At 62.5% G+C, this 21,064-nt stretch carries 19 protein-coding genes; 5 read left to right on the plus strand and 14 right to left on the minus strand.

The features are described from left to right. The first annotated feature begins 58 nt into the window (after positions 1 to 58). From ACIQ2A_RS05095 to ACIQ2A_RS05105, 3 genes are all read left to right on the plus strand, one after another. Complete coding sequence (locus tag ACIQ2A_RS05095; RefSeq protein ID WP_398476450.1) at positions 59 to 250, plus strand: hypothetical protein; 192 nt, start codon at positions 59 to 61, stop codon at positions 248 to 250. A gap of 85 nt (positions 251 to 335) precedes the next feature. After that, on the plus strand, positions 336 to 1,106 hold the full coding sequence (locus ACIQ2A_RS05100) for an SDR family NAD(P)-dependent oxidoreductase (RefSeq protein WP_398476452.1): 771 nt from the start codon (positions 336 to 338) through the stop codon (positions 1,104 to 1,106). Between the two features lie 21 nt (positions 1,107 to 1,127). Continuing rightward, positions 1,128 to 1,898, plus strand: coding sequence for an SDR family NAD(P)-dependent oxidoreductase (locus ACIQ2A_RS05105; protein WP_398476454.1), 771 nt, complete (start codon positions 1,128 to 1,130; stop codon positions 1,896 to 1,898). A 12-nt stretch (positions 1,899 to 1,910) separates the two neighbouring features. Here the strand turns inward: ACIQ2A_RS05105 and ACIQ2A_RS05110 are convergent, their stop codons facing one another. From ACIQ2A_RS05110 to ACIQ2A_RS05120, 3 genes are read right to left on the minus strand one after another with little or no spacing between them, the layout of a single operon-like run. Next, positions 1,911 to 2,756 carry an amidohydrolase family protein gene (locus ACIQ2A_RS05110; RefSeq protein ID WP_398476457.1) on the minus strand — a complete coding sequence of 282 codons (846 nt, stop codon included), beginning with the start codon at positions 2,754 to 2,756 and terminating at the stop codon, positions 1,911 to 1,913. Between the two features lie 4 nt (positions 2,757 to 2,760). After that, a complete protein-coding gene (locus ACIQ2A_RS05115; protein ID WP_398476459.1) occupies positions 2,761 to 5,889 on the minus strand; it encodes an efflux RND transporter permease subunit in 3,129 nt (1,042 codons plus the stop codon). 3 nt (positions 5,890 to 5,892) lie between these two features. Beyond that, positions 5,893 to 7,017 carry an efflux RND transporter periplasmic adaptor subunit gene (locus ACIQ2A_RS05120; protein ID WP_398476461.1) on the minus strand — a complete coding sequence of 375 codons (1,125 nt, stop codon included), beginning with the start codon at positions 7,015 to 7,017 and terminating at the stop codon, positions 5,893 to 5,895. Between the two features lie 180 nt (positions 7,018 to 7,197). Between ACIQ2A_RS05120 and xth the strand changes: the two genes are divergently transcribed. Then, complete coding sequence (gene xth / locus ACIQ2A_RS05125; RefSeq protein WP_398476463.1) at positions 7,198 to 7,989, plus strand: exodeoxyribonuclease III; 792 nt, start codon at positions 7,198 to 7,200, stop codon at positions 7,987 to 7,989. 133 nt (positions 7,990 to 8,122) lie between these two features. Here xth and ACIQ2A_RS05130 read toward each other — a convergent pair whose 3' ends face one another. From ACIQ2A_RS05130 to ACIQ2A_RS05170, 9 genes are all read right to left on the minus strand, one after another. Continuing rightward, a complete protein-coding gene (locus ACIQ2A_RS05130; protein WP_398476465.1) occupies positions 8,123 to 8,941 on the minus strand; it encodes a tetratricopeptide repeat protein in 819 nt (272 codons plus the stop codon). After that, a complete protein-coding gene (locus ACIQ2A_RS05135) occupies positions 8,928 to 9,527 on the minus strand; it encodes a hypothetical protein (RefSeq protein WP_398476467.1) in 600 nt (199 codons plus the stop codon). Before ACIQ2A_RS05135 ends, ACIQ2A_RS05130 begins: the two co-directional genes overlap by 14 nt. Positions 9,528 to 9,852: 325 nt before the next feature. Further along, positions 9,853 to 11,271 carry a dihydrolipoyl dehydrogenase gene (gene lpdA / locus ACIQ2A_RS05140; RefSeq protein WP_398476469.1) on the minus strand — a complete coding sequence of 473 codons (1,419 nt, stop codon included), beginning with the start codon at positions 11,269 to 11,271 and terminating at the stop codon, positions 9,853 to 9,855. Positions 11,272 to 11,403: 132 nt separating this feature from the next. After that, positions 11,404 to 12,750 (minus strand): pyruvate dehydrogenase complex dihydrolipoamide acetyltransferase, encoded by a 1,347-nt coding sequence (locus ACIQ2A_RS05145; RefSeq protein WP_398476471.1) that lies wholly within the window; start codon positions 12,748 to 12,750, stop codon positions 11,404 to 11,406. Between the two features lie 2 nt (positions 12,751 to 12,752). Next, positions 12,753 to 13,058, minus strand: a complete 306-nt coding sequence (locus tag ACIQ2A_RS05150) for a DUF5076 domain-containing protein (protein WP_398476473.1) — start codon at positions 13,056 to 13,058, stop codon at positions 12,753 to 12,755. Positions 13,059 to 13,074: 16 nt separating this feature from the next. Next, a complete protein-coding gene (locus tag ACIQ2A_RS05155) occupies positions 13,075 to 14,487 on the minus strand; it encodes a pyruvate dehydrogenase complex E1 component subunit beta (RefSeq protein ID WP_398476475.1) in 1,413 nt (470 codons plus the stop codon). 33 nt (positions 14,488 to 14,520) lie between these two features. Beyond that, complete coding sequence (gene pdhA, locus ACIQ2A_RS05160; RefSeq protein WP_398476477.1) at positions 14,521 to 15,549, minus strand: pyruvate dehydrogenase (acetyl-transferring) E1 component subunit alpha; 1,029 nt, start codon at positions 15,547 to 15,549, stop codon at positions 14,521 to 14,523. 279 nt (positions 15,550 to 15,828) lie between these two features. Then, complete coding sequence (locus tag ACIQ2A_RS05165) at positions 15,829 to 16,146, minus strand: septum formation initiator family protein (RefSeq protein ID WP_398476479.1); 318 nt, start codon at positions 16,144 to 16,146, stop codon at positions 15,829 to 15,831. Between the two features lie 65 nt (positions 16,147 to 16,211). Continuing rightward, entirely contained in the window at positions 16,212 to 16,766 is a 555-nt protein-coding gene (locus ACIQ2A_RS05170; RefSeq protein ID WP_398476481.1) for an NADPH-dependent FMN reductase, read from the minus strand. Positions 16,767 to 17,049: 283 nt separating this feature from the next. On the opposite strand from ACIQ2A_RS05170, the gene ACIQ2A_RS05175 reads away from it, so the two are divergent. Further along, positions 17,050 to 18,573: a caspase domain-containing protein gene (locus ACIQ2A_RS05175; protein ID WP_398476483.1), complete on the plus strand. Its 1,524-nt coding sequence runs from the start codon at positions 17,050 to 17,052 to the stop codon at positions 18,571 to 18,573. A gap of 104 nt (positions 18,574 to 18,677) precedes the next feature. Here the strand turns inward: ACIQ2A_RS05175 and ACIQ2A_RS05180 are convergent, their stop codons facing one another. Together ACIQ2A_RS05180 and ACIQ2A_RS05185 are read right to left on the minus strand one after the other, a co-directional pair. After that, positions 18,678 to 19,919: an MFS transporter gene (locus tag ACIQ2A_RS05180; RefSeq protein WP_398476486.1), complete on the minus strand. Its 1,242-nt coding sequence runs from the start codon at positions 19,917 to 19,919 to the stop codon at positions 18,678 to 18,680. Next, on the minus strand, positions 19,916 to 21,055 hold the full coding sequence (locus tag ACIQ2A_RS05185; RefSeq protein ID WP_398476488.1) for a zinc-binding dehydrogenase: 1,140 nt from the start codon (positions 21,053 to 21,055) through the stop codon (positions 19,916 to 19,918). The genes ACIQ2A_RS05180 and ACIQ2A_RS05185 overlap by 4 nt, the downstream gene beginning before the upstream one ends. Between the last annotated feature and the right edge of the window lie 9 nt (positions 21,056 to 21,064).

Here is a 21,064-nt window from a genome sequence, read left to right on the forward strand (position 1 = left end):
GCTTTCGCCACGTCCCGTTGAAACTCAAACGGGGCGCGCGCGTAACCTTGTTATGCGTGTGCCCTTTTTGACTCTCGGAATATTCGCCTTCCTGATCGGCGTGCTGTGGATCGGTCAGGGCACGGGCATCGTGCCGTGGCCGCGAACGAGTTTCATGATCAACCAGATGCCGTGGGCCTATTATGGCGCCGCACTCGCTGCCGTCGGCGTTGGCCTGATCGGATTCGTCTTCTCTCGCCCCTCCGCGTAAATCCTCTTCCATCACGTCGTCGCTCTTGCGATGATCCCGGTCAGGCGCGCCAGAGAACGCGCCGGCAAAGAACGGGATGGATGATTTGACCAACCAGCTTTTTGATCTGTCGGGCCGCGTGGCCATCGTCACCGGTGGCAATGGCGGTATCGGGCTCGCAATGGCACGTGGACTTGCCGAAGCCGGCGCGGCGGTCACCATCGCCGATCGCAACGCCGACAACTCGGCAATCGCTAAAGCCTCGCTCGAACGCGCGGGTCATCAGGTTCTCGCTTGCGTGACCGACGTGACTGATCCCGACTCGGTGGCGGCGATGGTCGCAGCAACGCATGACCGCTTCGAGCGGATCGACATCCTGATCAACAATGCCGGAATTAGTGTATCCGCGCCGCTCGCGGAGATGGCACTTGCCGACTGGCAAAGGGTGATCGACGTCAACATGACCGCGCCCTTCATCTGCGCGCAGGCGGTCTATCCCACGATGAAAGCCGCAGGCGGCGGCAAGATCATCAACATTGCCTCGGTGCTGGCACAACTCGGTGCGGGAGGTGCTGCGAATTATGCATCCAGCAAAGGCGGCATCCTGCAATTTACCCGCTCGCTCGCAACCGCGTGGGCCGCGGACAACATCCAGAGCAATGCGATCCTGCCGGGCTGGATCGATACGGACCTCACCAGCCGCGCCAAGGAGCGCGTCCCCGAACTGCATGACCGAATCATATCGCGCGTGCCCGCCGCGCGCTGGGGCCGCCCGGACGATCTCGCTGGCGTCGCTATATTTCTTGCAAGCGCCGCATCCGACTTCGTCAATGGTGCAGCACTCACTGTCGATGGCGGGTTCTCCATTCAAGGCTGATTTCGTGAAGAGGACGACACGATGACCAAAGGACTGTTCGATCTCACCGGCCGTGTTGCCATTGTCACCGGTGGCAATGGCGGGATCGGCCTTGGCATGGCGCGCGCGCTTGCCGCGGCTGGCGCATCCATCGTCATCGCCGGACGCAATCAGGCGAAGTCGGAAGCGGCCGTCACCGAGCTTGCCACAAGCGGCTTGAAGGCGATCGCCTTGACTGTCGATGTCAATGACAGCGCCGCCGTGAAGGCCATGGTCGCCGATACGCTGCAGGCGTTCGGACGTGTCGATATCCTCATCAACAATGCCGGCATGAATGTGCGCAAGACACCGGACAAGCTCGCACTGGACGAATGGGACAGCGTCATCAAGACCAATCTCACCAGCGCTTTCGTGATCTCGCAGGCCGTCTATCCGGCCATGAAGGAAGCTGGCGGCGGCAAGATCATCAATATCGGTTCGATGATGTCGATCTTCGGCGCGAGCTTCTCGCCGGCCTATGGCGCCAGCAAAGGCGGCATCGTGCAATTCACACGCTCTTGCGCGATTGCCTGGGCACCCGACAACATCCAGTGCAATGCGGTTTTGCCTGGCTGGATCGATACGGAGCTGACGCAGAACGCACGGCGCGAGGTCGATGGCCTGCATGATCGCGTGCTCGCGCGTTCGCCTTCAGGCCGCTGGGGCGTGCCGGGTGATTTCGCGGGGATCGCCGTGTTCCTCGCATCGCGTGCGTCGGATTTCGTCACCGGCGCCGCCATTCCGGTGGATGGCGGCTACTCGGTGCAGGGCTGATCGCGGAGCGATTTACTTCTCCGCGAACAGCGCCCGCGCATTGCCGTGGGCGATCTTCTTCGCAATCGCCGGCGGCAGCTGCGCCAGCCAGGCGCGGTAGCTTGCCATGATGTCGTCATAGCTCGCCCAGCGCTCCGGCACCCAGGTGTCGGAGCCGACCAGGAAGCGATCAGAATAGGTCTCGAACAGTTTTCGCCATTCCGGCGTCAGCTTGCCGCCGCCATCGACGATGCCGCTGCGATAGGACAGCTCGCCCCACAGTTTTGGATATTTTGCCAGCATCGCCGCGACGCGGTCAGCGCCAAGGCTGAAGCCGGTATGCGCCCAGATGATCTGCGCTTTGGGATTATGGCGCATCAGGATTTCGACGGCCTCTGCATCCGCATGCGCATGCAGATAGAGGTTTTTCTCGACGGCGAAATCAACGGTCTTCTTCACCATCTCGGTATCGGCCGCCTTGCCGGTGAGATGGAACTCACCGACGCCGCGATAGTAGCCGCGCTTGTACTCTTCCTGCACGAGATCGAAGATCACGGGATCGTTGAACCACGAGCCGATATCGGCGCGGATGCGATAGGGCCGGATGAACGGCACGACCTGCAAGCCGCCGGCCTTCCCTTCCGCCTGCTTGTCCATCAGCGCATGCGTCCCGGTGTTCGGGCGACTGGTGGCGAGGATGCCGGTGACGCGGTTGCGCTTGAAGACCTCCAGCACTTCATCGGGCTGGTAATACGGCTTCGGCTCCCAGTTGTAGTGCATGTGGGCGTCGAAGATTTCGATCGGCTCATTGGCGCGCGCCGGCGCTACAAGGCAGATGGCCGCTATAACTGCTGCGCTGAACGCTTTCATCGAGATCATCTTCTTACTCCGCCGCAACGGCGCGTGGCCGGCCGTCGATCTCATCGTCCACGACCTGCGGCTGCAGCTTGCGCTTCAGCTTGAGGTCGATGCGATCAAGATAGATGTAGATTACCGGCGTGATGTACAGCGTCAGCAGCTGTGACAGGCAGAGACCGCCCACCACGGCGACGCCGAGCGGCTGGCGCAGCTCGGCGCCTGCACCGGCACCGATGGCGATCGGCAGCGTGCCGAAGATCGCCGCGAAGGTGGTCATCATGATCGGGCGGAAGCGCAGCAGCGCGGCTTCGCGGATGGCGTGTTCCGCCGACAGGCCGACGCGACGACGGTCCAGCGCGAAATCCACCATCATGATGGCGTTTTTCTTGACGATGCCGACCAGCATCACGATGCCGATCATCGCAATGACCGACATTTCCATCTTGAACAGCATCAGCGTGAGGATGGCGCCGATACCGGCTGACGGCAGGCCGGAAATGATCGTGATCGGATGGATGAAGCTCTCATAGAGAATGCCGAGGATCACGAAGGCCGCGAATACAGCGGCGAGGATCAGCACGCCCTGCCCGCGCAATGAATCCTGGAACACCTGTGCGGTGCCCGAGAAACCGGTTGCGATGGTCACGGGGAGCTTCGAGTCGCTTTCGATCTTGGTGATCTGGTCAACCGCATAGCCGAGCGAATAGCCGGGCTGCAGGTTGAACGAGATCGTCACCGCCGGCTGCTGGCCCTGATGATTGATCTGCAGCGGGCCGACCGTCGGCACCAGTTTTGCAACCGCACTGAGCGGAATGGTCTGGTTACCAGAGGTCTTCATATACAGCTTTGACAGATCGCTGGGATCGATGCGGAACTGCGGCTGCGCCTCAAGGATGATCTGATAATCGTTGGTCGGCGTGTAGATGGTGCCGATCTGTCGTGCGCCAAAAGCGTTGTAGAGCTGGTTGCGCACCTGGTCGACGGTGATGCCGTAGACTGCCGCTTTTTCACGATCGATGTCGACGGTCATCTGCGGGTTCTTGATGTAGAGATCCGTCGTGACATCGAGCAGGCCCGGCACCTTCGCGATCGCCTCGCGCATTTCCGGCGCGAGACGATAGAGCTGCTCGGTGTCGCTGCTCTGCAGGACGTATTGATACTGGCTCTTCGACGGACGCCCGCCAATGTTCAGATTCTGGATACTCTGGAAGAAGGCCTGCAGGCCCGGCACCGCCGTCGCCTTCTGACGCAGACGCGCCATCACGATCGGCGCCGCTTCACGCTCCTTCTTCGGCTTCAGCGCGACGAACAGACGGCCATAGTTCGCAGTCGCATTGGGGCCGCCGGAACCAACGGTGGAGTTGATGTAGTCGACCGCAGGATCGGATTTCAGTATATCGACCAATGCCGCCTGACGCACCCGCATGGCCTCGAACGAGGTGTCGGTAGCGGCTTCGGTGATGCCCGTGAGGAAGCCCGTGTCTTCCTGCGGGAAGAAGCCCTTGGGCACCACCATATAGAGCCAGATGGTGCCGCCGAGAGTCGCGAAGGTCACCATGAGCATCACGGCCTTGTAGGCCAGCACACGATCGAGGGTCCATTCATAGCCCCGCAGCCATGCCGCGAACATGCGTTCGAACAGGCGCAGGACGATGTTGTCCTTGTGGTTGGGATCATGCGCCTTCAGCACACGCGCACACAGCATCGGCGTCAGCGTCAGCGACACGAAGCCCGACACGATGATGGCGACCGAGATGGTGACCGCGAATTCGCGGAATACGCGACCGACGATGCCGCCCATCAGCAGCACTGGGATGAACACCGCGATCAGCGAGAAGGTGATCGAGATGATCGTGAAGCCGATTTCTCGCGCGCCTTTCAGTGCGGCCTCGAACGGTTTCATGCCGTGTTCGATATGGCGGACGATGTTCTCCAGCATGACGATGGCATCGTCCACGACAAAGCCGACCGACAGCGTCAGCGCCAGCAGCGTCATGTTGTTGATGGAGTAATCCAGCATGTACATGACCGCGCAGGTGCCGAGGATCGAGATCGGTACAGCCAGCGCGGGGATGAACGTGGCCGAGGCCGAGCGCAGGAACAGGAAGATGACGATGATCACCAGCACCACGGCGATCAGCAACGTCTCCTCGACATCGGCGACGGCTTCACGGACCGAGACCGAGCGGTCCATCATCATATTGACCTCGACCGAGGCCGGGATCTGGGCACGCAGCGCCGGCAGGCGCTCGCGGACGGCATCGACGACGGCGACGGTGTTGGCATCAGGCTGTTTCTGGATCGCCAGCACGATGGCGCGCTTGCCGTTCAGCCATGTGCCCGCCTTGTCGTTCTCGACGGCATCATAAATCTTCGCGACTTCGTTCAGCTTCACCGGCGAGCCGTTGCGCCAGGCGACGACAATCTGGCTGTAATCGGCGGCCTTGGTCATCTGGCCGGAGGCCTGCAGGGAGATGTCCTGCTTCGGACCGTTCAATGTGCCGACCGGCGTCGAGGAATTGGCGCGCGACACCGCGCTGCGAATGTCTTCCAGCGACAGGCCACGCGCGGCCGCTGCTTCCGGATCGGCCTGAACGCGGATGGCGAATTTCTGCGGACCGTAGATCAGCACCTGCGCCACGCCGGGAATCTGCGACAGCGCCTGGCCGATGGTGATGTCCCCGAACTCGTTGACCGCGGACAGCGGCAAGGTTTCCGACGTCAGCGCGATAAAGAGCACCGGGAAATCGCCCGGATTCACCTTCCGGAAGCTCGGCGGGATCGTCATCTCGATGGGCAGACGCCGCTGCGCGATGGTCAGCGCCGTCTGCACGTCGAGGGCTGCGGCATCGATGCTGCGATTGAGGTCGAACTGGATGGTGATCTGCGTCGTGCCCTGGGACGACGACGACGACATCGAGGAGATGCCGGCAATCGTCGAGAGCTGGCGCTCGATGACGCCGGCGACCGAGGCCGCCATCGTGTCGGCGCTGGCGCCCGGCAGCGTCGCCGTCACCGCAATGGTCGGGAAGTCAACTTTCGGCAGCGCCGAGACCGGCAGCAGGCGGAAGCCGAAAATGCCAAATGCGATGATCGTCGCCGTGATGAGCGTGGTCATCACAGGGCGACGGATGCAGATCTCCGAGAGGGTCATGGCTCAGGCCCCGGCCTTGCGTTTGCGCGCTTCGACCTGGGTGCCCTGGGTCAGCAGCAACTGGCCATCCACCACCACTTCCTCATTTCCGGACAGGCCGGTGGTGATCACCGACTGCCCCTGGAACGTGCGATCGACCTCGACCGGCTGGACCTGCGCCTTGCCGTCTTTCACCACGAAGACAAAGTTTCCGGTCTGGCTGCGCTGTACGGCGACCGTTGGCACCGTGACGCCGTCCTCTATCCGGATGATGAGTTTGGTCTGAACCAAAGTCCCCGGCCACAGGATCTCGCTGGCATTATCCATAATGCCGCGGACCGTGACCATACCGGTGGTGGAGTCCACGGTGTTCTCGATCATGGCGACCTTGCCGGCCTCTGAACGCTCACTGTTCGGGATCGTGGCGATCACCTTGGTGGTGCCGGCCGCAATGGCATCGCGCAGATCGGCAAGCAGGCGCTGCGGAATCGTGAAGGTCACATAGACCGGCGCCATCTGGTTGATGGTGGCGAGCGGCGCCGTATCGGCCGGCCGCACGAAATTGCCGATCTTCACATTGGCGGCGCTGATCCGGCCCGAGAACGGCGCCTTGATGATCGTGTAGCTCTTCTGGACCTTGAGATTGTCCAGCATCGACTGATCGGCCTTGATGGTGCCGGCCAGGATGTCGGTCTGGGTCTTGGCGTTGTCGACGCTGACCTGGGTGGTGGCGCCCTTGCCGATCAGATCGCTGAAGCGCCGAACATCGCGCTCGGCGCCGGCGAGTTGCGCCTGGTCACGGGCCAGCGTGCCTTCGGCCTGTTCGATCTGGGCGTCGATCTGGCGCGAATCGAGAGTGAAGAGAAGATCGCCCTGATTGACCTTGGCGCCATCTTCGAAATGGACGGAGGTGATGGTGGTCTCGAGCCGGGATTTGAGGGCCACCGAGGAGATCGGCGTCACCATGCCGATGGAGTCAACATCGATCGGCACCGGCTTGCGCTCGGCCTTTGCAAGCTCCACAGCGACGATGCGTGCGCGGGGCTGGGTTGGGGCCTTATCACCGGCCATCCACTGGGAACGTGTGGCATAGCCGGCGACGGCGACGCCTGCGAGGACGACAACAGCAGTCAGCGTGCGTTTCTTCATGTGGCCTTCGTCACCTGGTACAGTCTTTTGGTCGAAGTTCGGGTGTCGCCCCCCGTATCCGTCCCTGACTGTTTGTCTCGGCGCCTGTGCGCTTTAGGCTTAAAGCGTATCATGACGCCGCAGGGGATGGTATGCCACCGCGACGCAATTTTGCCATTGTTGTTACCGGAATCCCATCAGATGAGAATTGCCACCTGGAACGTGAACTCGGTCCGTCAGCGGCTGGATCATCTGCTGACCTGGCTCAAGGAATGCCAGCCGGACATCGTCTGCCTGCAAGAGATCAAATGCATGGACGACGCCTTCCCGCGCGAGCCCATCGAGGCGCTTGGCTACAACGTCGTCACCCACGGCCAGAAGACGTTCAACGGCGTCGCCCTGCTCTCCAAGTATCCTCTGGACGAGGCAACGCCCCGCCTTGCCGGCGACGATCTGGATGAACATGCCCGCTTTATCGAAGGCGTGGTGTCGCTGAAATCCGGCGTCGTGCGGGTTGCCTGCCTGTATCTGCCGAATGGCAATCCGGTGGACACCGAAAAGTATCCCTACAAGCTGCGCTGGATGGAGCGGCTGCGCGAATTCACCAAACTACGGCTGAAGACCGAAGAGCCGCTGATCCTGGCCGGCGACTTCAACGTCATCCCGGCGGCCCGCGACGTCCATAATCCCGCGGCCTGGATCAACGACGCCCTGTTCAAGCCCGAGACCCGCGAGAGCTTCCAGTCCCTGCTCGGCCTCGGCATGATCGATGCGCTGCGCGCGGTCACCGACGAGCCCGGCCAATACACGTTCTGGGACTATCAGGCCGGTGCCTGGCAGAAGAACTGGGGCATCCGCATCGATCACCTGCTGCTGTCGCCGCAGGCCAGCGACAAGCTCGTCGATGTCGGTATCGATAAATATGTTCGCGGCTGGGAGAAGCCGAGCGACCACGTGCCGGTGTGGATCGATCTGGATCTGGAAGCGGCGTGACGAGCTAATGCTATCATCGCCCGGCTCGACCGGGCGATCCAGTAAACGGTGCTGCAAATGTTGAGGATGCCAGCGCCAAACCGGTGTCTACTAGATCACCCGGTCAAGCCGGGTGATGACAATCGAAACTATTTCAATCCCGCTTGCCCTGCACCCAGTGCTCGAGCATCTGCAGCGCCATGGCGCGGTCGTCTTCGGACGCCTTGGCGATGGCCTTGGCGTAGCTGTCGCGGATCCAGGTGTCGTCCGGGCCGGCATTGTCGCGGGCCAGCGTCAGCCACATCAGGCCCCGGGCCATCTGGCGCGGCAAAGCCTCGCCGTTGAACAGCATCTGGCCGAGCAAGGCTTGCGCCTGGTGCTGGCCCTTCTGCGCGGCAAGGCCGAGCCAGCGCACGCCATACTTGGCGTCACGCGGAGTGCCGATGCCCTTCAGATACAGGCGGGCAAGATCGTATTGCGCGTCGGCATTGCCGAAATAGGACGCGGCATAAGAGAACATCTCGCGCGCGCGCTCGGTATCGGACTTGATTTTCGAATTCGGGATGCCGTCGAGATAATAGCGGCCGAGCGCCACGAAGGCGTTCGCGACGATCGCCGCCTGCGGCGCCGATGGCGAGTCTTCGGCATGGGCATTGGCGATGCGGCTGAAATATTCGAACGCGCGCAGATCGTCCTGGGCCACGCCATTGCCGTCGGCATACATCCGGCCGAGCTTCCACTGGGCGATCGGGTGGCCGCCTTCGGCGGCGTATTGCAGGGCGGTGAGTGAATTCTCGGCTTTGGCGGCCGGCTTCTTGGCGATCGGGGCCGGCACGCCGGGCATTGCCGGAAGCACGGATGGTGCAACATCGCTGCCGCCCACCGGCGAGCCGTCAAAGGCCAGCGCCGGCCCGGCCACAACGGCCGCGCTCCACGCCAACGCCACCAAAACGATACGCTCAAATATCCGCATAACTATGTTTCTCAAGGTCGCCGCCGGAAAGGCTGGCGCCCGCACTGGCAAATCGGTCTCGTTCAACGACGCTCGTATGTAGTCCCGACGCGGCATTGGTCGCGCAGGCAGTCCGTTTGGACTTGCGCGCATCCCATCCGCGATCGGTCAACTTTCCGTTAGAAATCCCTGCGCCGAACGAGGTCACGGTGAACAACACGTCTATGGCCTGATTCCCTGTCACCCCAACGACATCGCCGGACGCGGCGCTGTGTTCGTCGGCAGAACGCAAACCGTCCTGGTGGGAATGTGGGGTCACGGCCGCCGGGTTCTCCGCAATCATCCAGCACGCATCGGCAGACCCCTGCGGGGCCTCCGGATGGAGCGCTGTCATCGTCAACAACGGGATGCTGGCAATCTCTGCGATGTCTTTGACGACATCACGGCTGACTGGGTGCAAACCGGAGACAAACGGAGTCTTTTTGAAGATTTCGTGATGCCGGGACACATGATGGCTGGGCACATTGCCGGCCATGAACGGCCAATGCAGGCCAGCCGCCTTATGGCGACCCTGCAAACGCGGCTTGATGTTCGTCCCGACGTCCATCGCGAACCTGGTGTCTCGGGCCGCTCCAAGGATCCGGGACAATCCCACTGACATCCCGCCGATCTGGAGCACGCCCGCTTTACTGGCTGACGAGACATGATCTCACGAAGACGTGTGGCCAAATAGCGGCGGCCGCGCTCGCCACCGCTGGACAGGGTTAAATGCTGGGGAACTGTGGCGGGCGAGCAACAGGCGTTGCAGGCAGGCAACCATAATCGGGAGGCCGTAGGATGGGTTGAGCGCAGCGAAAACCCATCACCACCTGCGCGAAGGGAGATGGGTTTTCGCTGCGCTCAACCCATCCTACGCTTCCTACTTAACGGCCTCAGGTATTCAATACCCGGCCATAGGCATCGAGAACGGCTTCCTTCATCGTCTCCGAAATGGTCGGATGCGGGAAGATGGTGTGGAAGAGCTCTTCTTCCGTCGTCTCAAGGTTCATGGCGACCACGAAGCCCTGGATCATCTCGACGACCTCGGCACCGACCATGTGGGCGCCGAGCAACTGGCCGGTCTTCTTGTCGAAGATCACCTTCACCATGCCCTGGTCCTCGCCCTGGGCGATGGCCTTGCCATTGGCCACGAACGGGAAGCGGCCGACGCGGATCTCCTTGCCGGCTTCCTTGGCCTTGGCTTCGGTGAGGCCGACCGAGGCGATCTGAGGATGGCAATAGGTGCAGCCCGGGATCAGGGTCTTGTCCATGGCATGCGGGTTCAGGCCCTTGATGGCCTCGACGCAGATGACGCCCTCATGCTCGGCCTTGTGGGCCAGCATCGGCGGACCGGCGACGTCGCCGATGGCATAGATGCCAGGAACATTGGTCTTGCCGTATTTGTCGATGACGATGCAGCCGCGCTCGGTCTTCACGCCAAGCTTCTCAAGGCCGAAACCTTCGATATTGCCGACCACGCCGACCGCCGAAATGACGCGGTCGAATTCCTGCTGCACCGGCTTCTTGCCATCATCGATGGTGGCAACGACGCTGTCGGTCTTCTTGTCGAGTTTCGTCACCTTGGTGTTTGCGAGCACCTTGATGCCCTGCTTCTCGAACTGCTTGCGCGCAAAGGCGGCGATCTCGGCATCCTCCACCGGCAGGATCTGCGGCAGCACTTCCACCACGGTCACCTCGGCGCCGAAGGAGCGGTAGAACGAGGCGAATTCGATGCCGATGGCGCCGGAGCCGACCACCAGCAGCGACTTCGGCATCTTGTCCGGGTTCATCGCCTCAAAATAGGTCCAGACCAGCTTCTTGTCGGGCTCGAGACCCGGCAGCGCACGCGGGCGGGCGCCGGTGGCGACGATGATGTGTTTGGCGGTGTAGCTGCCCTCGCCCAGCGAACCTTTCGGCGCTTCGGCCTGGGATTTCTTCACCGAGAACTTGCCCGGCGCTTCCAACGTGGCTTCGCCCCAGATGATGGAGATCTTGTTCTTCTTCATCAGGAATTCGACGCCGCCGTTCAGGCGCTTCACCACGCCGCGCGAGCGCGCGATGACGGCCTTGATGTCGAAGGAAACGTTGTCGGCGGACAGGCCGTAATCCTTGGCGTGCTGGAAGGCGTGATACATTTCCGCCGAGCGCAGCAGCGCCTTGGTCGGGATACAGCCCCAATTGTTGCAGATGCCGCCGAGATAGGCCTTCTCGACGATCGCCGTCTTAAAGCCGAGCTGCGCAGCACGAATGGCCGTCACATAGCCGCCGGGACCGGAGCCGATGACGACGACGTCGAAGGAATTGTCGGACATGGGTTACTCGCTCTTTCTATGATGACGCACCAGCCTCTCAGCCGTCATTGCGAGGAGCACTTGCGACGAAGCAATCCATTCTTCGCTTGTTGCTTCTGGATTGCTTCGCTTCGCTCGCAATGACGGCGGCGGTTACACCACCATCATCACCGGATTTTCGATCAGCTTCTTGAACGCCGTGATCAGCTCCGCGCCGAGCGCGCCGTCGATGGCGCGGTGGTCGCAAGAGAGAGTCACGCTCATCATGGTCGCGGCGACGATCTGGCCGTTACGCACAACCGCCCGCTCCTCGCCGGTGCCGACCGCCAGGATCGAGGACTGCGGTGGGTTGATCACCGCGGTAAAGTCCTTGATGCCGAACATGCCGAGATTGGACACCGACGACGCGCCGCCCTGATATTCATGCGGCTTCAGCTTCTTCGCCTTGGCGCGTGCGGCCAGTTCCTTCATCTCGTTGGAGATCGCGGAGATCGACTTGATCTCGGCCTGGCGGATAATCGGCGTGATCAGGCCGAACGGCAGCGCTACGGCGACGCCGATGTCCGAATGCTTGTGGCGCAGCATCGCCGCTTCCGTCCACGACACATTGGCTTCCGGAATCTTCTGCAGTGCGACGGCCATCGCCTTGATGACGAAGTCGTTGACCGAGAGCTTGTAGTTCGGCTTGCCGTCCTTGTCCTTGCCGGCGGCGGCATTGATCTCTTCGCGCGCCGAGGAGAGCTTGCCGAGATCGCAATCCACGGTGAGATAGAAGGTCGGCATCGAATTGGTGGCAGCCGTCAGGCGCTGCGCGATCGTGCGGCGCATGGAGTCATGCGGCACGCTCTCGTAGGAGCCCTCTTCGTACAGACCGAGGATCGCCTGATCGGACATCGCGGGCGCAGCCACGCCTGCCGCGGCGGGCGCACCGGCAGACGCAGACTTCAGGGCACCGCCCGACTTCGCTTTCTCGATATCAGCCGCAACGACGCGACCACGCGGACCGGTGCCGTTGACGCGGCTCACATCGATGCCGGCTTCCTTGGCGAGGCGACGGGCCAGTGGCGACGAGAATACGCGCGCTCCATTGGTCGCGGCCGCCTGCGCGGGTGCCGGTGCAGCGGCCGGCTTCGGCGCGTCCTGCTTGGCTTCAGCCTTCGGCTCCGGCTTGGCTTCTGATTTCGCTTCCGCCTTCGCCTCGGCCTTGGCTTCCGGCTTCGCCGCACCGCCGCCGCTGGCAGCTGCCTTCACGTCCTCGCCTTCGGTGGCAAGGATCGCGATGATGTCATTCACCGGCACGTCCGCCGTGCCTTCCGCGACCAGGATCTTCGCGATCGTGCCTTCATCGACGGCTTCGACTTCCATCGTCGCCTTGTCGGTCTCGATTTCCGCGATCACGTCGCCGGACTTGACGGTGTCGCCTTCCTTCTTGAGCCACTTGGCAAGGTTGCCCTTCTCCATCGTGGGCGACAGCGCAGGCATCAGAATGTTAATCGGCATTGTCAGTGACCTTGTTGCGACCGCGGCGTGGTGGCGCCCATGTCGGTCGGACGAGCAATCTCGGATTCGAACATCTCGACGATGCGCTGCAGCGCCTCGTCCTCGGTGAATTCGCTCTCGCGCCCATAGGCGCGCGCAGCGTGACGCGCGATATCGACCAGCAGAAGCCCCCACATGTCCGGCTCCTCGAAGGCGCGCATGAACGCGATCGACAATCCGCCATCGACCACGAAAGCACGCAACACTTCGGTTGCGTCCTCGCGTCCCTCGACATCAGGCGGCAGCGACTGTTCCTTCGGACCGGCCATGTCAGCCTCCCCGCTGTTAGCGATAGCAGACGGCCTTGGCGGCAGCGACGACCTCGGCCACCGAGGGCAGCGCGAGCTTTTCGAGATTGGCGGCGTAGGGCATCGGCACGTCCTTGCCCGACACGCGCGCGACCGGCGCATCGAGATAGTCGAAAGCCCCTTCCATGATGCGTGCGGCGAGTTCGGCGCCAACGCCGTTCTGCTGCCAGCCCTCTTCCACCGTCACAGCGCGAGAAGTCTTCTTCACCGACTCAAGGATCGTTTCGGTATCGAGCGGACGCAGCGTGCGCAGATCGATGACCTCCGCCTCGATGCCTTCCTTGGCGAGCTCTTCGGCGGCCTTCAGCGTGTAGGTCATGCCATGCGACCACGAGATCAGCGTGACGTCCTTGCCGGCACGCACGATCTTCGCCTTGCCGATCGGCAGCACGTAGTCGTCGAGCTTCGGCACTTCGCCGGTCTGGCCGTAGAGCATTTCATGCTCGAGGAAGATCACCGGATTGGGATCGCGGATCGCAGCCTTGAGCAGGCCCTTGTAGTCGGCGGCGTTCGACGGTGCGATGACCTTGAGGCCGGGGACCTGCGCGTACCAGGCCGAGTAGTCCTGGCTGTGCTGCGCGCCGACGCGGGCGGCGGCGCCGTTGGGGCCGCGGAACACCATCTGCGCGGTCATCTGGCCGCCAGACATATAGAGCGTCTTGGCAGCCGAGTTGATGATCTGGTCGATGGCCTGCATGGCGAAGTTGAAGGTCATGAACTCGACGATCGGCTTCAGGCCGGCCATGGCCGCACCGACGCCGACACCGGCAAAACCGTGCTCGGTGATCGGCGTGTCGATGACGCGACGCGCACCGAATTCCTGCAGCAGGCCCTGGGTGACCTTGTAGGCGCCCTGATATTCGGCGACTTCCTCGCCCATCACGAACACGTCGGCGTCGCGGCGCATTTCCTCGGCCATGGCGTCGCGCAGCGCTTCACGGATGGTCATTGTGACCATCTCGGTGCCTTCGGGAATATCCGGATCGGGCAGCAGTTCGAATTTCGGCGCCTCTGGCGTCTTGGCACCCTTGGCTTCTTCCTTCGGAGCGTCGGTCGGCTTGGCTTCCGGCGTCTTCTCGGCATCAGCAGGCGGCGCGGCGTCCGCGGCCTTCTGCTTTGCCGGCTCCGGCTCGGCATTGGCGTCCTCGCCTTCCGCCACGATGGTGGCGATCGGCGTGTTCACCGCGACGTCATTGGTGCCTTCCGGCACCAGGATCTTGCCGAGCGTCCCTTCATCGGTCGCTTCGACTTCCATCGTCGCCTTGTCGGTCTCGATCTCGGCGATCACGTCGCCGGACTTGATGGTGTCGCCTTCCTTCTTCAGCCATTTCGAAAGGTTGCCCTTTTCCATGGTGGGGGACAGCGCGGGCATCAGCACTTGAATTGCCATAGTAACTCCGGATCGCTCTTGCTTGCGCGCTTCTTAGCGGTAGATGTCGGTGTAGAGCTCGGACGCATCCGGCTCGGGATCATTCTGTGCGAAGTCGGCCGACGCATTGACGATCTCGCGCACTTCGGCGTCGATCGCCTTCAGGTCCTGCTCGCTGACCTTCATTTCCAGAAGGCGGTTGCGCACCTGCTCGATCGGATCCTGGTCGTGGCGGATCTTCTCGACTTCCTCGCGGGTACGATACTTCGCGGGATCGGACATCGAGTGGCCGCGATAGCGATAGGTCTGCATTTCGAGGATATACGGCCCCTTGCCGGCGCGGCACCAGGCAACAGCCTTGTCGGCGGCGGCCTTCACGGCACGGACATCCATGCCATCGACCTGCTCGCCCGGAATGTTGAACGACACGCCGCGCTTGGAGAAATCGGTCTGCGCCGACGAGCGCACGACCGAGGTGCCCATGGCGTAGCGGTTATTCTCGATGACGTAGATCACCGGCAGCTTCCAGAGCTCCGCCATGTTGAAGCTCTCATAGACCTGGCCCTGGTTCGACGCGCCGTCGCCAAAGTAGGCGACGCTGACCAGGTCGTTCTCACGGTAGCGATTGGCAAATGCCAGACCCGTTCCGAGCGAGACCTGCGCGCCAACGATGCCGTGGCCGCCATAAAAGTTCTTCTCGCGGCTGAACATGTGCATCGAGCCGCCCTTGCCCTTGGAATAGCCGCCGCGGCGTCCCGTGAGCTCGGCCATCACACCGTTGGCTTCCATGCCGCAAGCCAGCATATGGCCGTGGTCACGGTAACCGGTGATGACCTGATCGCCATCCTTCAGTGCCATCTGCATGCCGACGACGACGGCTTCCTGGCCGATATAGAGATGGCAGAAACCGCCGATGGCGCCCATGCCGTAAAGCTGGCCGGCCTTCTCTTCAAAGCGCCTGATCAGCAACATGTCGCGCAACGCGCGCAGCTCCTGATCGCGGTTGAAAGCGGGTGGCGTTGACGACTTGGCGTCATTGCTCGATGCCTGCTCTGCGGGAGCGCTTTTCTTCGTTGCGGCCATGGAAATTCCGGATGCGAGAGAGGAAGTAAGTTCTTCCTACTCCAACTACTTGCGCGGTGAAAGGGATTGCGTCGCGCGGAATGCCACACTGTTATTTCGCACTGCAGCGAGAGTGTGAAACTTTAGAACATGACGGCGACGCGTTTTGTAATTTGCGGAATAGAAATGAGCTGAGCCGTCATTTCATCGCAACAATTGGCGACAAAGCGCTAACCATCGCATTCATGCAAAGCAGCACTGCTCTGCACGATCGCGACTCACATTGCGGAGAGGTGAATCTCAGTTCGCTTTGATCACGCGAACGACGTCGCGCGGATGCGCATAATCAAGCTGCCAGCGCACACGCTCATCGAGCATGTCGGGGTCCATGCCATTGGCCCGCAGCAGCGACACGCGCTGTTCGGCCTTGGCGCGTTCTCTCTTGAGCTGGACGAGTTCGGAGGTCAGCGCGGTGATCTCCTGATCGAGCTCCTGCCGCGCGTTCAGGCCATATTTGCCGGTATAGGCGTTCATGCCGAAGTAGCTGACCAAGAGCGCGGCCACGGCATAGAGCACGAGGCCGGTCAGGACCGATTTCAGGCGGGTATGTTTGACCATGCCTGAAAATGCGACGGCCCGGTTAAAGCGACGCTAACAACCGGGCCGCGGGGCGAACAGAAATGTTATTTCTTATGCAGTGCAACCCAGGCGGCGAAGGCGTCGATATAGGCCTGCAGCACGGGCCGGATCGATTCCTTGATGATCTCGCCATGCTCGTCGAACGCGTCGCCGACGGCGTTGAGGTAGATTTCGGGCTGCGGCAGGATCGGGCCGGTGATGCCCGGGAGGGTCTGGCGCAGGGCCAGCGCTGCGCCGAGGCCACCGATCGGGCCCGGCGATGAGGTCACGATGCCGGTGGGCTTGCCGAGGAACGAGCTCTTGCCATAGGGGCGCGAACCGACATCGATGGCGTTCTTGAGCACGCCTGACACGGACCGGTTGTATTCCGGGGCAACGAAGATCACAGCGTCTGATCCCTGCACGGTCTCACGGAACTTGACCCAGTCGGCCGGCGGATTGGCTTCCAGATCCTGGTTGAAGAACGACAGGTCGTTTAAGGTCACGATATTGAGCTTCAGCGACGCCGGCGCCAGCTTGGCCAGCGCCTGGGCGATCCGGAGCGAAAACGACTGTTTACGGAGGCTGCCGACAATGACGGCAACGCTGTGAGTGGTCATGGACTGTCCCTCTTCGGCGCCGACATGGCACCGCACCAATCCTTGTTCCATCTCCCATCCGGCGGAAGCATGCAAGTGCATGAATTCGTCATTTGAACGGAGGATGCAGCTTGGCGCCGCGTTTGCGTACACAACTGCGTGACGACACCGCCGCCCGACCCGTCCTGGTTGTTGTCGATCGAACCGGTCGCCCAAAGCGCGCGACAAACCACACGACAGAGCCCGGTCTGGCGACATCGGGCGCAACTGTTAAACTCCAGGCGTCGCAATTCAGGGGCGTTCGATGCGCAAATTCGGCCTGATGGCTTCCCTCGCCTTTGCAGCCGCGCTGCTGAGCCAGCCGGCGCTGGCCGACAAGCGTGTCGCTCTGGTGATCGGCAACTCGGCCTATCAGAACGTCATCAAGCTTGCGAACCCCGTCAACGATGCCAATGCGATGACAGAGACGCTGAAGGCTGCGAATTTCGATATCGTCGAAAGCCGTCGCGATCTGAAAGCCACCGAGATGCGCCGGGCGCTGCGCGACTTCGCAGACAAGGCGCGCACGGCGGATGTCGCGGTGATCTATTTCGCCGGCCATGGCATCGAGGTGGACGGCAGCAATTACCTCATCCCGACCGATGCGCTGCTGGAGCGCGATACCGACGTCTATGACGAAGCGTTTTCGCTGGAACGCATCCTGACCGCCGTCGAGCCGGCCAGGAAGCTGCGGCTGGTGATCCTCGATGCCTGCCGCGATAACCCCTTTCTCAAGAGCATGAAGCGCACCACAGCCACGCGCGCGATCCCGCGCGGCCTCGCCAAGGTGGAGCCGGCCAGCCCGAACACGCTGATCGCCTACTCGGCCAAGGCCGGATCCACAGCGCTCGATGGCGACAGCAAGAACAGCCCGTTCACCACGGCGCTGGTGCGCCATATCGCAACGCCGGGCCTCGACCTGCGCAAAGCCTTCGGCTTCGTCCGCGACGAGGTGATGAAGGATACCGGCAACCGTCAGGAGCCCTATGTCTATGGCTCGCTGGGCGGCGAAGATGTTGCGCTGGTGCCGGTGGCTGCCCCCGCGGCCAATGCACAAGTCGAAGCGCGCCGCGACTACGAACTCGCCATGCAGGTCGGCACCAGCGATGGCTGGAACGCGTTTCTCGGCCAGCATCCGAACGGCTTCTACGCCAATCTCGCCAAGGCGCAGCTCGCAAAACTTCCTTCCGGGGCCGCTCAGACCGCACGCACCGAAACGCCGCGCATTGCCGCTGTCATGCCAGCCGCTCCGCCAACAGTCTCGACGCCGACAGATCTGCCGCGACAGGTCCAGGTCGAGTTGCAACGCATCGGCTGTCTGCAAGGCGCGGTACAGGACAACTGGACCAGCGCCTCCACCAAATCGCTGGAGCGCTTCAATCGCTATGCCTCCACCAAATTCGACAGCAAGGCCGCAAGCGGCGACGCGCTCGATGCCCTCAAGGCGAAGGTGTCTCGCGTGTGTCCCCTCGCCTGCGCCCATGGCAGCCGCGCCGATGGTGACGCATGCGTCAAGATCGTCTGTGCCCGCGGCAGCGTCCTCAATGACGACAATGAATGCGAGAAGAAGCGCGGCCGCAACGAGGCGAAGCGCAACGTGCCGCGCCGCGAGCGCGTCGATGCCGAAGACCTCGATCGCCCGCGTGCGCAGGCCCGTGCACCACGTGCCGCGCAGCCCTCGGGCCAGATCGTCTGCGACGCCGCCGGCTGCCGCCCGGTCCGTCCCGGCTGCCGGCTGGTGCAGAAGGACATGCGGATCGGGCTGACGAATGTGGAGGCGTGTAACTAAGTTATGACCGTAGGGCGGATGAGGCGAAGCCGTAATCCGCCGCGGAGTTTCCACTATGAAATCGGCCGGCGGATTACGCTACGCTAATCCGCCCTACGATCACATTACTCCAGCCGCTCCATCTCGCGCAGAGTCGGGAACAGCTTCATCCAGATCAACGCAATTGCTACCGTGCCAAGGCCGCCGATCAGCGCCGCCGGCACCGTGCCGAACAGCGCTGCCGTGACACCGCTCTCGAACTGGCCGAGCTGGTTCGAGGTGTTGATGAAGAGATAGTTCACCGCGCCGACACGACCGCGCATCTCGTCTGGCGTTGCCAACTGCACCAGCGAGAAACGGATCACGACACTCACAGTATCCGCAGCGCCCAGCACCGCCAGCGCGGCCACCGACAGCCACAGCCATTGCGACACCGCAAACACCGCCGTCGCTATGCCGAAGATAATCACGGCCTGAAACATGCGCATGCCAACGCGACGATTGATCGACCAGCGCGTCAGCACGATGGTGGTCAGCAGCGCGCCGACAGCCGGCGCCGCGCGCATCACGCCGAGCCCCCAGGGGCCGGTCTGCAGGATGTCGCGGGCATAGATCGGCAACAACGCTACGGCGCCGCCCAGCAGCACCGCGAAGAGATCGAGCGAGATCGTGCCGAGAATGTTGGGATTGCTGCGCACGAAAGTGACGCCGGCAAACAGCGTGCGCAGTGACGGCGGATCTTTCACCGTTACTTCGCGCGCCAGTTTGATGGCGAGATTGAGCAGAGCGCCGATGCCCCAGAACGCCGCCATCATCACATAGGGCGTCGATGGCGAAAGCGCATAAGCGACGCCGCCGAGCGCCGGGCCGCAGATCATCGCCACCTGAAACACGCCGGTGGAGAGCGCCGTCGCTTTCTGCAGATGGCCTTCCGGTACCACGCCCGGTAGCAGCGCGGAGCCGGCCGGCGCCTCGAAAGCCGTCGCGGCTCCGATCACCACCAGTGCCAGAAAGATCTGCGGCGCGGTGATCCAGCCGGCATAGGTGCCCCATGCCATCAGCACCGCGGTGACGCCCTGCAAGAGCTGACACAGCATCACCACCCGACGGCGGTCGTAGCGGTCGGCGATGTGGCCTGCGAAAAACACCAGTGCCAGCATGGGCGCGAATTGCGCGAGGCCGACCATGCCGAGCTGAAAGGCGCTCCCGGTCATGTCATAAATCTGCCAGCCGACGGCCACGGCTGCGATCTGCGAGGCGAAGCGCGAGAAGCTGCGCGACACCATGTAATAGAGATAAGGCGGATGGCGCAGCAGCAGGCGCGCGCCATCGCTCACGACGTCAGTCGATTGATCGGCGAGTGTCATCCCGGCAAATTCGGATTGATCAGATACTTCTCGCCGGTCGCACGCTTCGCATAGGCACGCAGATTGTCGAGATCGAGAACGCCCTGAAGGGAAATGGTCTTGGTGTAATGACTGGCGAACGTGGTCTTGAGTTCGGCCACCACGCGGGCACGGAGTTTGGCCGCATCATCCTTGCCGATCTTCTGCAGGAACGGAAACAGCAGCCAGCCGCCCATGCCCCACGCCATGCCGGGCGGCGACAGTTCGATCGGGCGCGGCTCGAGCCGGCCATAGACATAGACCTGCTTATGCGTGGTCGAGCCGTAACGGCTATAGACCTTCATGGCTTTCAGGGCGGCGGCTTCCATCGCATGCAGGATCTGGCCCTGCAGCTTGCCGCCGCCGGTGGCATCAAAGGCGATGGTGGCGCCGGTGGCTTCGAGCGCTGCGACGAGATCGTCGAAGAAGCTCGGTGCCGTGGTGTTCACCACGTACTTCGCGCCGATGTCGCGCAGGATCTTCTCCTGCGCTTCGCTGCGGACGATGTTGACGAGATCGATGCCGTCCTTCTGGCAGATCTTGTTGAGCATCTGGCCGAGATTGGACGCAGCCGCGGTGTGAACAAGCGCCTTGTGCCCTTCCCGCTTCATGGTCTCGGTCATGCCGAGCGAGGTCAGCGGATTGACGAAGCAGGATGCGCCTTCTTCCGCAGTCGTACCGTCCGGCAGCGGCAACACTTCCTTCGCCTTGATGACGCGATACTGGGCATACATCGCACCGCCGATCGCCGCGACGGTCTTGCCGAGCAGCGCTTGTGCCTCGGGCGAGGATCCGGCCTTCACCACAGTGCCAGCGCCTTCATTGCCGACAGCCATGGACTCGTCGAGCCGTCCGCCCATCGCCTTGAGATTGGCCTCAGCTACCTTGGCCGTGACAAACGCAGACGCGCCGGAGCCAGTCACCTTCGCCGTGGCCGGATCGGCAGCGCCAAGCAGCAGGCCGAGATCGGACGGGTTGATCGGCGCCGCCTCGATGCGCACCACGATCTCGTCGGCACCGGGCGCCGGGATATTCACCTGCTGCAGCGAGATTTCAAGTTCGCCGCTGCTCTTGATGATGGATCGAAGTTCGAGGCCGGTGGTGATGTCCGCAGTCATGTCGCTCTC

Source organism: Tardiphaga sp. (assembly GCF_044336785.1).
GTDB lineage: Bacteria > Pseudomonadota > Alphaproteobacteria > Rhizobiales > Xanthobacteraceae > Tardiphaga.

What these genes read in the sequence shown, in the direction of transcription:
- ACIQ2A_RS05105 (WP_398476454.1), top strand. Translation starts at nt 1,128, where the DNA reads ATGACCAAAGGACTGTTCGATCTCACCGGCCGTGTTGCCATTGTCACC.
- ACIQ2A_RS05110 (WP_398476457.1), bottom strand. Translation starts at nt 2,756, where the DNA reads ATGATCTCGATGAAAGCGTTCAGCGCAGCAGTTATAGCGGCCATCTGC.
- ACIQ2A_RS05115 (WP_398476459.1), bottom strand. Translation starts at nt 5,889, where the DNA reads ATGACCCTCTCGGAGATCTGCATCCGTCGCCCTGTGATGACCACGCTC.
- ACIQ2A_RS05120 (WP_398476461.1), bottom strand. Translation starts at nt 7,017, where the DNA reads ATGAAGAAACGCACGCTGACTGCTGTTGTCGTCCTCGCAGGCGTCGCC.
- xth (WP_398476463.1), top strand. Translation starts at nt 7,198, where the DNA reads ATGAGAATTGCCACCTGGAACGTGAACTCGGTCCGTCAGCGGCTGGAT.
- ACIQ2A_RS05130 (WP_398476465.1), bottom strand. Translation starts at nt 8,941, where the DNA reads ATGCGGATATTTGAGCGTATCGTTTTGGTGGCGTTGGCGTGGAGCGCG.
- ACIQ2A_RS05135 (WP_398476467.1), bottom strand. Translation starts at nt 9,527, where the DNA reads ATGGACGTCGGGACGAACATCAAGCCGCGTTTGCAGGGTCGCCATAAG.
- lpdA (WP_398476469.1), bottom strand. Translation starts at nt 11,271, where the DNA reads ATGTCCGACAATTCCTTCGACGTCGTCGTCATCGGCTCCGGTCCCGGC.
- ACIQ2A_RS05145 (WP_398476471.1), bottom strand. Translation starts at nt 12,750, where the DNA reads ATGCCGATTAACATTCTGATGCCTGCGCTGTCGCCCACGATGGAGAAG.
- ACIQ2A_RS05150 (WP_398476473.1), bottom strand. Translation starts at nt 13,058, where the DNA reads ATGGCCGGTCCGAAGGAACAGTCGCTGCCGCCTGATGTCGAGGGACGC.
- ACIQ2A_RS05155 (WP_398476475.1), bottom strand. Translation starts at nt 14,487, where the DNA reads ATGGCAATTCAAGTGCTGATGCCCGCGCTGTCCCCCACCATGGAAAAG.
- pdhA (WP_398476477.1), bottom strand. Translation starts at nt 15,549, where the DNA reads ATGGCCGCAACGAAGAAAAGCGCTCCCGCAGAGCAGGCATCGAGCAAT.
- ACIQ2A_RS05165 (WP_398476479.1), bottom strand. Translation starts at nt 16,146, where the DNA reads ATGGTCAAACATACCCGCCTGAAATCGGTCCTGACCGGCCTCGTGCTC.
- ACIQ2A_RS05170 (WP_398476481.1), bottom strand. Translation starts at nt 16,766, where the DNA reads ATGACCACTCACAGCGTTGCCGTCATTGTCGGCAGCCTCCGTAAACAG.
- ACIQ2A_RS05175 (WP_398476483.1), top strand. Translation starts at nt 17,050, where the DNA reads ATGCGCAAATTCGGCCTGATGGCTTCCCTCGCCTTTGCAGCCGCGCTG.
- ACIQ2A_RS05180 (WP_398476486.1), bottom strand. Translation starts at nt 19,919, where the DNA reads ATGACACTCGCCGATCAATCGACTGACGTCGTGAGCGATGGCGCGCGC.
- ACIQ2A_RS05185 (WP_398476488.1), bottom strand. Translation starts at nt 21,055, where the DNA reads ATGACTGCGGACATCACCACCGGCCTCGAACTTCGATCCATCATCAAG.